Source organism: Rhizobium sp. L9 (assembly GCF_002531885.1).
Lineage (GTDB): Bacteria > Pseudomonadota > Alphaproteobacteria > Rhizobiales > Rhizobiaceae > Rhizobium.
This window is the reverse complement of sequence record NZ_NWSZ01000007.1, coordinates 150,725-162,752: the sequence shown is the minus strand read 5'-3', so window position 1 is coordinate 162,752 and position 12,028 is coordinate 150,725. Positions and strand designations below refer to the sequence as shown.

Annotated in this window: 11 protein-coding genes; 6 read left to right on the top strand and 5 right to left on the bottom strand. The window is 61.2% G+C overall.

The genetic code is table 11. The features are described from left to right. Nucleotides 1–34: 34 nt before the first annotated feature. From CO660_RS09110 to CO660_RS09090, 5 genes are all read left to right on the top strand, one after another. Nucleotides 35–1,336, top strand: a complete 1,302-nt coding sequence (locus CO660_RS09110; RefSeq protein WP_097598435.1) for a L,D-transpeptidase family protein — start codon at nt 35–37, stop codon at nt 1,334–1,336. Between the two features lie 206 nt (nt 1,337–1,542). Then, nucleotides 1,543–2,841, top strand: coding sequence for a serine hydroxymethyltransferase (glyA, locus tag CO660_RS09105; RefSeq protein ID WP_085777703.1), 1,299 nt, complete (start codon nt 1,543–1,545; stop codon nt 2,839–2,841). Nucleotides 2,842–2,850: 9 nt separating this feature from the next. Next, nucleotides 2,851–3,327, top strand: a complete 477-nt coding sequence (nrdR, locus tag CO660_RS09100; RefSeq protein WP_003547190.1) for a transcriptional regulator NrdR — start codon at nt 2,851–2,853, stop codon at nt 3,325–3,327. A 3-nt stretch (nt 3,328–3,330) separates the two neighbouring features. Then, nucleotides 3,331–4,488 carry a bifunctional diaminohydroxyphosphoribosylaminopyrimidine deaminase/5-amino-6-(5-phosphoribosylamino)uracil reductase RibD gene (gene ribD / locus CO660_RS09095; RefSeq protein WP_097598434.1) on the top strand — a complete coding sequence of 386 codons (1,158 nt, stop codon included), beginning with the start codon at nt 3,331–3,333 and terminating at the stop codon, nt 4,486–4,488. Beyond that, nucleotides 4,488–5,099 carry a riboflavin synthase gene (locus tag CO660_RS09090; protein WP_097598433.1) on the top strand — a complete coding sequence of 204 codons (612 nt, stop codon included), beginning with the start codon at nt 4,488–4,490 and terminating at the stop codon, nt 5,097–5,099. Before ribD ends, CO660_RS09090 begins: the two co-directional genes overlap by 1 nt. Nucleotides 5,100–5,219: 120 nt before the next feature. Here CO660_RS09090 and rfbA read toward each other — a convergent pair whose 3' ends face one another. The 5 genes from rfbA to CO660_RS09065 are packed head-to-tail and all read right to left on the bottom strand — an operon-like array spanning nt 5,220 to nt 10,615. Next, nucleotides 5,220–6,089, bottom strand: coding sequence for a glucose-1-phosphate thymidylyltransferase RfbA (gene rfbA, locus CO660_RS09085; RefSeq protein ID WP_097598538.1), 870 nt, complete (start codon nt 6,087–6,089; stop codon nt 5,220–5,222). A 10-nt stretch (nt 6,090–6,099) separates the two neighbouring features. Next, nucleotides 6,100–6,987: a dTDP-4-dehydrorhamnose reductase gene (gene rfbD, locus CO660_RS09080; RefSeq protein WP_097598432.1), complete on the bottom strand. Its 888-nt coding sequence runs from the start codon at nt 6,985–6,987 to the stop codon at nt 6,100–6,102. 3 nt (nt 6,988–6,990) lie between these two features. After that, on the bottom strand, nt 6,991–8,046 hold the full coding sequence (gene rfbB, locus CO660_RS09075; RefSeq protein ID WP_097598431.1) for a dTDP-glucose 4,6-dehydratase: 1,056 nt from the start codon (nt 8,044–8,046) through the stop codon (nt 6,991–6,993). Nucleotides 8,047–8,052: 6 nt separating this feature from the next. Beyond that, entirely contained in the window at nt 8,053–8,631 is a 579-nt protein-coding gene (gene rfbC / locus CO660_RS09070; RefSeq protein ID WP_097598430.1) for a dTDP-4-dehydrorhamnose 3,5-epimerase, read from the bottom strand. Beyond that, nucleotides 8,621–10,615, bottom strand: coding sequence for a hypothetical protein (locus CO660_RS09065; RefSeq protein WP_097598537.1), 1,995 nt, complete (start codon nt 10,613–10,615; stop codon nt 8,621–8,623). The genes rfbC and CO660_RS09065 overlap by 11 nt, the downstream gene beginning before the upstream one ends. A 191-nt stretch (nt 10,616–10,806) precedes the next feature. Here CO660_RS09065 and CO660_RS09060 point away from each other — a divergent pair, with 191 nt between their 5' ends. Continuing rightward, entirely contained in the window at nt 10,807–11,916 is a 1,110-nt protein-coding gene (locus CO660_RS09060) for a DegT/DnrJ/EryC1/StrS family aminotransferase (RefSeq protein WP_097598429.1), read from the top strand. The last annotated feature ends 112 nt before the right edge of the window (nt 11,917–12,028 follow it).

The following is a 12,028-nucleotide window of genomic DNA, read 5'->3' as shown; positions in this document are numbered from 1 at the left end:
GCTTCCTTCATAGCGGCATTCAGTGGTTGGGACTATGTCGAAGAAAAACGGAAATGAAGCTCTCTCGCGCCGCGCTTTCCTGGCGTCCGCGGCAACGATAGGCGCCAGCGCGATGGCCGCGCCGGCATTGGCGCAGTCGGCGCTCGATACGCTGATCAACGCACCGCGCCGCGGCAACTGGGATGACCAGTTCGATGCCAAGGCGGCTTCGCGCACGGCGACGGCCGTCGTTTCCAACACGCCGATCCTCGGTCCCCAATCAGTCGCGAGTGCCCAGCAGGCGATCATGCAGTATCAGCAGATTGCGGCAGCCGGCGGCTGGCCCGAAGTCAATCCCGGTGATCAGCGCCTGCAGCTCGGCGTTTCCTCTCCCGCCGTCCAGGCGCTGCGCCAGCGCCTTGCGATCACCGGCGACCTGCCGCGCGAGGCAGGCATGTCGAACTCCTTCGATTCCTATGTCGACGGCGCCGTCAAACGCTTCCAAGCGCGTCACGGCCTGCCGTCCGACGGCGTTCTCGGCGAGTTCACGCTGAAGGCGATGAATATTCCGGCCGATGTCCGCCTGCAGCAGTTGAACACCAACCTGGTCCGCCTGCAGACCTTCCCGGAAGATCTCGGCCGGCGCCATCTGATGGTCAATATTCCGGCCGCCTATGTCGAGGCCGTCGAAGACGGCAGCGTCGCGACGCGCCACACCGCGGTCGTCGGCCGTCTGAGCCGCCCGACGCATCTCGTCAATTCGAAGATCTACGAAGTCATCCTCAACCCTTACTGGACCGCGCCGCGCTCGATCGTCGAAAAGGACATCATGCCGCTCATGCGCAAGGATCCGACCTATCTCGAAAAGAACGCGATCCGTCTGATCGACGGCAAGGGCAATGAGGTTTCTCCGGAGACTGTCGATTGGAACGGCGAGGCGCCGAACCTGATGTTCCGCCAGGACCCGGGTAAGATCAACGCCATGGCATCGACGAAGATCAACTTCTACAACAAGAACGGCGAGTACATGCACGACACGCCGCAGCAGGGCCTGTTCAACAAGCTCATGCGTTTTGAATCGTCAGGCTGCGTCCGCGTTCAGAACGTGCGCGACCTGTCGACCTGGCTGTTGCGCGAGACGCCGGGCTGGAGCCGCCAGCAGATGGAGCAGGTGATCGCAAGCGGCGTCAACACGCCGATCAAGCTCGCCACCGAAGTTCCGGTTTATTTCGTCTACATCTCCGCCTGGGGCATGCCCGACGGCATCGTCCAGTTCCGCGACGACATCTATCAGATGGACGGCAATGCCGAGCTCGCGCTCGACACCACGGCCGGCATGGAGCAGCCGGTTCAATAAGCGGCGCCCTCTGCGTCGTGATTTTGAGAACCGCGCTTCGGGCGCGGTTTTTTATGCCGGGGAGGGCGCTGTTTGACGCGTCCTGCCGAGGGGTGCTCACAAAAGAGCTGCAGCGCGCGCTTTGCCCAGCAAATGTCGTTCTTCGTATTGCCCTTGCCCCGGCGGAAGGCTAATACCTCAGCGCATTCCAGTTGAGGAGCCCGCCCATGACCAATGCTTCCACCGAATCCTTCTTCAATCGCTCGCTTGCGGACGTCGATCCGGAAATCTTCGGCGCGATCGGAAAGGAACTCGGTCGCCAACGGCACGAGATCGAACTGATCGCTTCCGAGAACATCGTCTCCCGCGCCGTGCTGGAAGCCCAGGGCTCCATCATGACCAACAAATATGCCGAGGGTTACCCCGGCAAGCGCTATTACGGCGGCTGCCAGTTCGTCGACATCGCCGAGGAGTTGGCGATCGAGCGCGCCAAGAAGCTGTTCGGCGTCAATTTCGCCAACGTCCAGCCGAATTCCGGCTCGCAGATGAACCAGGCCGTGTTCCTGGCGCTGCTGCAGCCCGGCGACACCTTCATGGGTCTCGACCTGAATTCGGGCGGCCACCTGACGCATGGTTCGCCGGTCAACATGTCCGGAAAGTGGTTCAACGTCGTGTCCTACGGCGTGCGCGAAGGCGACAACCTGCTCGACATGGATGAAGTCGCCCGCAAGGCCGAAGAGCACAAGCCGAAGCTCATTATCGCCGGCGGCACCGCCTATTCCCGCATCTGGGACTGGAAGCGCTTCCGCGAGATCGCCGACAGCGTCGGCGCCTATCTGATGGTCGACATGGCCCATATCGCCGGCCTCGTTGCCGGCGGCCAGCATCCGTCGCCGTTCCCGCATTGCCATGTCGCGACGACGACAACGCACAAGTCGCTGCGCGGCCCGCGCGGCGGCGTCATCCTCACGAATGAAGAGGATCTCGCCAAGAAGTTCAATTCGGCCGTCTTCCCGGGCCTGCAGGGCGGTCCGCTGATGCACATCATCGCTGCCAAGGCGGTCGCCTTCGGCGAGGCGCTGCAGCCGGAATTCAAGGAATACGCCGCTCAGATCGTCAAGAACGCCCGGGCGCTGGCCGAAACGCTGATTGCAGGCGGCCTCGACGTCGTCTCCGGCGGCACCGACAACCACCTGATGCTGGTCGATCTACGCAAGAAGAACGCCACCGGCAAGCGCGCCGAGGCAGCGCTTGGCCGCGCCTATATCACCTGCAACAAGAACGGCATCCCCTTCGACCCGGAAAAGCCCTTCGTCACATCAGGCGTGCGTTTGGGCGCACCGGCCGGCACGACGCGTGGCTTCAAGGAAGCCGAATTCCGCGAGATCGGCAATCTGATCGTCGAGGTTCTCGACGGCCTGAAGGTCGCCAATTCCGATGACGGCAACGCCGCCGTCGAAGCCGCCGTGCGCGGCAAGGTGGTCAACCTCACAGACCGCTTCCCCATGTATGGCTACATGGGGTAAGGAGTAGCGATGCGCTGCCCTTATTGCGGTTCGGAAGATACCCAGGTCAAGGATTCGCGTCCGGCGGAGGACAATACGTCCATCCGCCGGCGGCGTATCTGTCCGGATTGCGGGGGGCGTTTCACCACCTTCGAGCGTGTGCAGCTGCGCGAACTGATGGTCATCAAGAAGACCGGCCGCAAGGTACCGTTCGATCGTGACAAGCTGGTGCGCTCCTTCGAAGTCGCGTTGCGCAAGCGCCCTGTCGAGCGGGATCGCATTGAGCGTGCCGTCTCCGGCATCGTCCGCCGGCTCGAAAGTTCCGGCGAGACGGAAATCTCCTCCGAGCAGATCGGCCTGCAGGTGCTGGAAGCCATGAAGAGCCTCGATGATGTCGGCTTCGTGCGCTACGCCTCGGTCTATCGGGATTTCTCGCTTGCCGAGGATTTCGAGAAGGTCATTTCCGAAATCAACGCCAAGATCGCCCGCGACCCGCTGGACAGATGAGCCATGAGCGTCACGGCGGATGACGAAGGTTTCATGGCATCGGCGATCCACCTGTCGCGCCGGCATCTCGGCCGCACCGCCACCAACCCTTCCGTCGGCTGCCTCATCGTTCGTGACGGCGTCGTCGTCGGCAGTGCGGTCACGGCGCTCGGCGGCCGTCCGCATGCCGAGCCGCAGGCGCTCGCCGAAGCCGGCGAACGCGCCCGCGGCGCCACCGCTTATGTGACGCTCGAACCCTGCTCGCATCACGGCAAGACACCGCCCTGCGCCGAGGCGCTGATCGCCTATGGCGTGGCTCGCGTCGTCATCAGCGTCACCGATCCCGATCCGCGCGTCTCCGGCCGAGGCATCGCCATGCTGCGCCAAGCCGGCATCGAGGTGGATGCCGGCGTACTGGAGACGGAGGGCCGGCGTTCGCTGGCCGGCTATCTCACCCGCCAGACGAAGAACCGCCCCTATGTGACTCTCAAACTTGCCGTTTCCGCAGATGGCATGATCGGCCGGGAGGGGGAGGGCCAAGTGGCGATCACAGGTCCGGAGGCCCGCGCCGAGGTTCAGGCGCTGCGCGCCGAAACCGACGCGATCCTCGTCGGCATCGGCACCGCGATAGCGGATGACCCGCTTCTGACGGTGCGCACGCCAGGCCTCGAAGCCCAGTCGCCGATCCGCATCGTCCTTGATCCGTCTCTTGCGTTGCCGCTGACGAGTAAGCTGGTTCAGACGGCGCGGGAGGTGCCGGTCATCGTGGTGGCGAGCGAGAAAGTTTCGCCGTTGGCGGCGGATGCTGAAGGATTACCCCCCTCTGTCCTGCCGGACATCTCCCCCACTGACTCCGCCGACATAGACTCCCGCCGCACCGCGCTCGAAACCGCCGGCGTCGAAGTCGTCTACTGCAATCCCTATCACCCCGAGGTCCTGCTGCCGGCGCTTGCGACGCGGGGCATTTCCTCGCTTCTGGTCGAGGGGGGCGCAAAGACAGCGCGGCTTTTCCTCGAGGCCGGCCTCGTCGATCGAATCCAGATTTACCAGGCGCCCGGCGTCATCGGTGAGGGCGGTATTGAATCCCCGTTGCAGGCAACCGACATACCATCCGGTTTCATGCATATGAGCACGCGAATGTTTGGCGACGATCGCCTGGACGAATACGAAAGAGGGCTTTGATGTTCACCGGAATAGTCACCGATGTCGGCATAGTCGAATCCGTTTCCCCCCTGAAGGATGGCATCAAGCTGCGCGTCGCAACAAGTTACGATCCTGCGACCATCGATATGGGCGCGTCCATCTCCCATTCCGGCATCTGCCTCACCGTGACCGGCCTGCCTGATGAAGGCAGCAATGGCCGCTGGTTCGAAGTGGAAGCTTGGGAAGAGGCGCTGCGGCTGACGACGATCGGCACCTGGCAGCAGGGCAGCCGCATCAATCTCGAACGGTCGCTGAAGATCGGAGATGAACTCGGCGGCCACATCGTTTCCGGCCATGTCGACGGCAGGGCGGAAATCCTCTCGGTGACATCGGAGGGCGATGCCACCCGCTTTCGACTGCGTGCACCCGAGCATCTGGCGAGATTCGTCGCCCCCAAGGGGTCGATTGCACTCGATGGCACTTCGCTGACCGTCAATGCGGTCGACGGCACCGATTTCGACGTCCTGCTCATCCGCCACACGCTCGACGTCACCACGTGGGGTGAGCGCAAAGCCGGCGATTTCGTCAATTTCGAAGTCGATACAATGGCGCGTTACGCTGCCAGGCTGGCGGAATTCCCGAGCGCCTGAATTACAAACCTGTACTGCTTTCCGGTGTCGCGCCACGACTGGCATGCCGGGCGCGAGGAACATCATCTGCGCGCCTGAGACGTCCAACTACCGTCTATGAGGCGGCGCCAGCCAGATGGTTCACCAATCCGGGGATAGCTTCCTCAGATACTGGCCGTAGGCACTCTTGCCGAGCTTCTCCGCGAGCTTGGCGAGTTCGGCCGGCGAGATGTAACCCATGCGCCAGGCGACTTCCTCGGGACAAGCGATCTTGAAACCCTGGCGTTTCTCCAGCGTGCTGACGAAACCCGCGGCATCGTGCAGGCTGTCCGGCGTGCCGGTGTCGAGCCAGGCATAGCCCCGGCCCATCAACTCCACGAAAAGCTGGCCGCGCTCGAGATAGGTACGGTTGACATCGGTGATTTCCAATTCGCCGCGCGGTGACGGCTTCAGGTTGGCGGCGATATCGACCACCTGCTGGTCGTAGAAATAGAGGCCGGTCACCGCCCAGTTCGATTTTGGCTCCTTCGGCTTCTCCTCGATCGACAGCGCATTCATCTTTTCGTCGAAGCCGACGACGCCATAGCGTTCCGGATCGGTGACGTGATAGGCGAAGACCGTCGCGCCTTCACGACGACTCGTGCCGGATTTCATGATTTCCGGTAGGCCGTGCCCGTAGAAGATGTTGTCGCCGAGAACGAGTGCCGAGCTGTCGCCGTGCACGAAGTCGGCGCCGATGATGAACGCCTGGGCGAGGCCGTCCGGGCTCGGCTGTACGGCATAGGTCAGCGAAATTCCCCATTGCGAGCCATCGCCGAGAAGGCGCTTGAAAGCTTCGATGTCGTGAGGCGTGGTGATGATCAGCAACTCCCTGATGCCGGCGAGCATAAGCGTCGTCAGCGGATAGTAGATCATCGGCTTGTCGTAGACCGGCATCAACTGTTTCGAGACAGCCTCTGTGATCGGATGCAGACGTGTGCCTGTGCCGCCGGCGAGAATAATTCCCTTCATGCCCATCTCCTTAAAGACCTTCATTCAAAAGGTCTTGCATGACCACCATCATGGACTGCTTCCACTCCGGGAGCCGGATTCCATATGTTTTGGCGAGTTTGTCGCCGTTGAGACGCGAATTGGCGGGACGCCTCGCCGGTGTCGGATAGTCCGCCGTCGGGATGCGTTCGACCTCGACCTTTTTGCCGCCGGATTTAAGAAGCTCCGCGAATATCTCTTCGGCGAAGTCCGCCCAGCTTGCTTGGCCGCTGCCGGTCAGGTGAAAGGTGCCGCGCAGCGATGGCGCAGGATCCGCTACGATGCGGGTTGCGATCACAAGAATCGCGTCGGCGATGTCGAGTGCCGAGGTCGGGCATCCTGTCTGATCGGCGACAACGCGAAGATGATCGCGCGTCTCGGAAAGCCGCAGCATCGTTTTCAGGAAATTGCTGCCAAAGGGCGAATAGACCCAGGCTGTGCGCAAGATGACGTGGTTCGGGTTCACCGCCGCGACGGCCTTCTCGCCCGCAAGCTTCGAACGCCCATAGACCGAGATCGGCGCCGTCGCATCCTCTTCGGAATAGGCGGAGGCCTTGTCGCCGCTGAAGACGTAGTCGGTCGAAATGTGGATGACCGGAGCCCCGATCCGCGCGGCAGCCTCGGCAACCGCCCCGGCGCCCGCCGCGTTGACAGAAAAAGCAAGCTCGGCTTCGCTCTCGGCCTTGTCGACCGCCGTATAGGCGGCCGCCGAGACGATCACATCCGGGCGCAGAGCCGAGAAAGCGGCGGCGATGCTTGCGGGATTTGCGAGGTCCATTTCCGGGCGGCCGACCGCACTGATTTCGACGCCCGTTTCGGCGCCGCGTCTGAGCAGCGACTGAACGATCTGGCCCTGTTTGCCGGTGACGGCAATGCGCATCGCTTATCGTCCCTTGAAAACGCCGAGGCGTTCGCCGGAATAGACGTTTTCGCGTAGCGGCCTCCACCACCATTCGTTTTCCAAGTACCAGTGCACGGTCTTCTCGATACCGGTTTCGAAGGTCTCTTGCGCCTTCCAGCCGAGTTCGCTTTCGAGCTTCGAGGCATCGATCGCATAGCGTGCATCGTGCCCGGGCCTGTCCGTGACGTTGGTAATCAGACGCGCATGCGGTGCCTTGTCAGTGTAGACGCCGTCGAGGATCGCGCAGATGCGATGAACGACATCGATGTTCCTGCGCTCATTGCGGCCGCCCACATTGTATTTTTCGCCGGGGCGTCCTCTGGATGCGATCGCAAAGAGCGCGCGGGCGTGGTCTTCGACATAGAGCCAGTCGCGAACATTCGTGCCGTTGCCGTAAACCGGAAGAGGCTTGCCCTCTAATGCGTTCAGGATCATCAGCGGAATGAGCTTTTCCGGGAAATGGAACGGGCCGTAATTGTTGGAGCAATTGGAGACGACGACGGGCAGGCCGTAGGTGCGGTGCCAGGCGATCGCCAGATGGTCGCTCGCGGCCTTGGAGGCGGAGTAGGGCGATGATGGATCGTAAGGCGTCGTCTCCTCGAAGAGGCCCTGGTCGCCGAGCGAGCCGTACACCTCGTCCGTCGAGACATGCAGAAAGCGGAAGGCGCTCTTGCTGCGTGCGTCAAGCCCGTCCCAATAGTGCCGTGCGGCGTCCAGCAGGCTGAATGTACCGACGATGTTGGTCTGAATGAAATCGGCCGCGCCCGAGATAGAGCGATCGACATGGCTCTCTGCTGCCAGATGCATGAGGATATCAGGGCGGAAGGATGCGAATGCTTCCTGCATTCTGGCATGGTCGCAGATGTCGGCGCGCAGGAATTGATAGTTCGGCGCCGATTCGACGGATTTCAGCGATGCCAGATTGCCGGCATAGGTCAGCGCGTCGACATTCAGCACCTCCGCGCCGATCTCGCTGACAAGATGGCGCACCAATGCCGATCCGATGAAGCCCGCTCCTCCCGTGACCAGTATGCGCATCGAGGATCAATCCTTGGGTTGTTGTGCTGAATAGGAAAAATGGCTTGGCAGATCGGCGAGCCGCGGCAGCGTCTTGTCCTTGTCGGACGACACCATCTCTCTCTCATCGAACGGCCAGCGAATGCCGATCATCGGATCGTTCCACGCGATGCCCCGATCATGCTGCGGGCTGTAGGGTGCGGTTACCTTGTAGCTGACGACGCTGTTCGGCTCGATCGTAACGAATCCGTGTGCGAAACCGGCCGGTATCCAGAGCTGCTTGCCGGTTTCCGGCGAGAGCTCCTGAGAGAGCCATCTGCCGAAGCTCGGCGATCCCTCGCGGATATCGACGACGACATCCATGATCCGACCGGCAAGGCAGCGCACCAGCTTGCCCTGTGCAAAGGGCGGGATCTGGAAATGCAGCCCCCGGACGGTTCCAGCCTGCGCCGAAAGCGACTCATTGTCCTGGATGAACGTGACGTCGGCCACATTTTCCCGGAACCAGGCATCTTTGAATACCTCGGAGAAGTAGCCGCGGTGATCGCCGAAGCGTGGCGGCGTGATTGCAACAATGCCCTCGATGGCCGCGGTCTCAATGCGCATGACTTACCTTTTCTGCGGCCTTCATGACGTTCATCAGCATCTCCGCCTGCGAGCGGCTCCGCATGGCCGCAAAGCCCGTCGCGGCAATGACATCGCGCTCGTCTGCATCTGCGATCAGCTTGTAGCAGCGCTCGATCATGTCGTCATAGCGCTCAATTGCCAACCCGCCGATGAAGGGCTGGAGGTCTGGATCGCGGATGTCGCCTTCCGTCAGCACGCAAACGCGATTGGCGAGCAGATAGGAAATGCGCACGATCTCGAAAACGCCGCTCGCATAATGATGGATGTTTATGACGATCTTGGCGCGGGCAATCGCCGCATCGCGTTCCGCACCATAGATGTTGAAGAGGTGCGCGACCTTGAGCCCGCTGTCGTTCAACGTCTTCAGGATATGGTGGCGGCGTTCGTTCATCGAGCCATAGAAGAGGACGTCGATATCCTTGACGGGGTTGTGCTGGATCTGGCTCAGGCAACCGCTGTAACCGATTTCGAGCACACCGGCATGATCGATGCCCTTGGCGGCAAGGTTTTCGCGGTTGCGCGGGCTGTAGTCGAGCACCGGCATCGCCCTCAGGATCGACGTATAGCGCGAATTGATCCAGCTGCTTTCCTCGGACACCTGCTCGAGGTTGATGATGACGCTGTCCTTCGGCAGATGGCCGACGATTTCGGCGGGGAGAAGATTGCCGCCGTAGATGATCGGCGCACGGCCGGCGAATGCATTCATGTCGCGGACGATCGGTGCCGAGCCGCCGAGTTCCTCGAAGGCGCCTTGCATGCCGAGTGCGACTTCGTCGAAGGCGTGGCTGTGATTGTAGTTTTCGGGCGTCACGATCCAGATGCAATGACGATCCTTGTGTGCCTGCCATCCGCCGGCGAAAGGCTGCAGCGGGTTGCGGAGCGGCTGCTCGATTTTCGGCGCAGCTGGTATAGCGGGCATTTCCGTCCGCACCGGCTGCTGCGGCATCGGGGAGGCGCCTGCGGCCTGCGGAGCATAGGCGCGCATCAATTCGCGGCCGCCGATGAACTGGCCGCGCGGCATCCAGCCCGGCGGATCGTCAGCCATCCAGATCAAATGCGGCTGCTTTATGAGCGGCTGGCGGCCTTCCTGCCACGAGGTCAGCAGAGCCTCGTCACGAGTCTTCAGAAAGGCTTCCTTGGCGGCAAAGAGGCCATGCAGCATCCGGCCGAGGCGGGTACCGAACTTCCATTCGAAATCGGCAAGAGCCGGTACGAAGGCGGCGATTTTCAATCCGGAGGCGGCAGCCTGCTGGACATAGAGCCCGAGCAGGCGCTCGATCACGAAGGGGCGCATCTTCGCGTTGGCATCGCGCGAATAGTGGGCTGTACCGGCATAGGCGGTGCCTGCCGGCGTGCCGACGCGCGCCTGGTGTTCCAGCGATTCGAGAATGCGTTCGCAAAAGGCGAAATACTCGGACCAGAATTTCCGGTTTCCGCAGAAATAATTGCAGAACGCGAAGGAAGTCTTGTCCTGCGGCGGCGCAATCGGATAGCCGAGGTCCTGGATGTGCAGGAAAATCGGGTCCATACCGGGATGACCGCCAAGCAGCGAATGTTCCCAAACGTTGCTGTAGATCGCCGCGTGGCCGATCAGGGGATTGTAAAGATAGGCGTCCGCGCCTTCTGCCCTGGCCTTTTCCGCCTCCGTGACAAAGGACGGGAAGCTCGTCACCGACTTCATCTCGAATTTGCTGGAGAGCAGCCCCCAGAATACGTCCTCGCCGAGGCCGATCGCCTCATGATGCTGATGCAGGGTGCGGAAGAGTTCATATTCGCGGGTCGTGGCCTGCGTATTGAACGAGATGTCGAGCGGCATGGCCGCCGCGTCGATTTGGCTGCGCTGCGAAGGGTCGAGATAAGGCTGATAGATGATGACGGATCCCGTCCCGGCAGCTTTCTCCGTGAGAAGCGCCAGATCAGGAAGACCGGCCGGCAAGGAAGAAATGGGCTGATTGATCGTCAAGGCGTTGTCCTTCGCGAATGGCTGCCGTCTTCGTGATTCACGATGCGGCATTCGTATGGGTGCCGACTATTGGACGTGAAGCTTGCGCCACACTGTTGGCAGGAATTTCGCTGGTCAGCTTCGCAACAGGTTAAGCCGTGATGTTCGTACAAGGCCCAATTCCGTGATAGGGCCCAACCCTGGACGGCGTCATGAAAAACGAAAAGATCTATGTAACAAAGCCCAGCCTGCCGCCGCTTGAAGAATTCATTCCTTCGCTGGAAGCGATCTGGAACAATCGCATCCTGACCAATGGCGGGCCATTCCACGGGCAACTGGAGCAGGAGCTCTGCAACCATCTCGGCGTGAAGCACATCAGCCTCTTTTCAAACGCCACCATTGCGCTGCTGACGGCGCTTCAGGCACTCCGCGTCACGGGCGAAGTCATCACCACGCCTTATTCCTTCGTGGCCACTTCGCACTCGCTTCTCTGGAACGGCTTAAAACCCGTCTTCGTCGACATCGACCCGGTGACGCTCAATCTCGATCCAGCGAAGATCGAGGCGGCGATCACGCAGCAGACGACGGCGATCATGCCGGTGCATTGCTACGGCCACCCTTGCGACGTCGATGCGATCCAGAAGATCGCCGATCTCTACAATCTCAAGGTCATCTATGATGCCGCCCATGCCTTCGGCGTGGAGGACGAACGGGGAAGTGTTCTCAATCACGGCGACCTTTCCATCCTGAGCTTCCATGCGACGAAAGTTTTCAACACATTCGAAGGCGGCGCCATCATCTGCCCGGACATCAAGACGAAGACTCGCATCGACCAGCTGAAGAACTTCGGTTACGTGGATGAGGTGACCGTGGTGGCGCCAGGCACGAACGGCAAGATGAGCGAGTTCAACGCTGCGCTCGGCCTGTTGCAGCTGAAATACATTAAGTTTGCACTCGAAAGGCGTGAGCTCATCGACGGTGCATACCGCGAGCGGCTCCGCGGCGTTTCGGGCATTGAATGCTTGGACCGTTCCGGCGAGACCGTCTCCAACTTCTCTTATTTCCCGATCCTCGTCCGTCCCGGCTATCCCATTTCACGCGATGGGCTCTATGAGTTATTGAAGGAAAACGGCATTCATACGCGCCGCTATTTCTATCCGCTGATTTCGAGCTTCTCGATGTATCGCAGCCTGCCTTCCGCCCAGCCGTCGAATCTGCCGGTCGCAAGCGAAGCAGCACTACAGGTGCTCTGCCTTCCCATCTATCCGGACATGGAGATGGAGATCGTCGACAAGGTTTGTGGGCTGATCGAGTCAGTTTAAAAACGCGATATTCCGGATGTCGTATCGCACCGCAGATAGAAACGATCTGCGGTGCGATATAGCGCGCCAATAGGCCAGGCGGCCCGCCTTGTCAGCAGATTGGGAACGCGGG

Bases quoted from the DNA above. Each gene is read 5' to 3' on its own strand.
- ribD (WP_097598434.1), top strand. From the start codon at position 3,331: ATGAGCGTCACGGCGGATGACGAAGGTTTCATGGCATCGGCGATCCAC.
- rfbC (WP_097598430.1), bottom strand. From the start codon at position 8,631: ATGCGCATTGAGACCGCGGCCATCGAGGGCATTGTTGCAATCACGCCG.
- CO660_RS09110 (WP_097598435.1), top strand. From the start codon at position 35: ATGTCGAAGAAAAACGGAAATGAAGCTCTCTCGCGCCGCGCTTTCCTG.
- CO660_RS09060 (WP_097598429.1), top strand. From the start codon at position 10,807: ATGAAAAACGAAAAGATCTATGTAACAAAGCCCAGCCTGCCGCCGCTT.
- glyA (WP_085777703.1), top strand. From the start codon at position 1,543: ATGACCAATGCTTCCACCGAATCCTTCTTCAATCGCTCGCTTGCGGAC.
- nrdR (WP_003547190.1), top strand. From the start codon at position 2,851: ATGCGCTGCCCTTATTGCGGTTCGGAAGATACCCAGGTCAAGGATTCG.
- rfbB (WP_097598431.1), bottom strand. From the start codon at position 8,046: ATGCGCATACTGGTCACGGGAGGAGCGGGCTTCATCGGATCGGCATTG.
- rfbD (WP_097598432.1), bottom strand. From the start codon at position 6,987: ATGCGCATTGCCGTCACCGGCAAACAGGGCCAGATCGTTCAGTCGCTG.
- CO660_RS09090 (WP_097598433.1), top strand. From the start codon at position 4,488: ATGTTCACCGGAATAGTCACCGATGTCGGCATAGTCGAATCCGTTTCC.
- rfbA (WP_097598538.1), bottom strand. From the start codon at position 6,089: ATGAAGGGAATTATTCTCGCCGGCGGCACAGGCACACGTCTGCATCCG.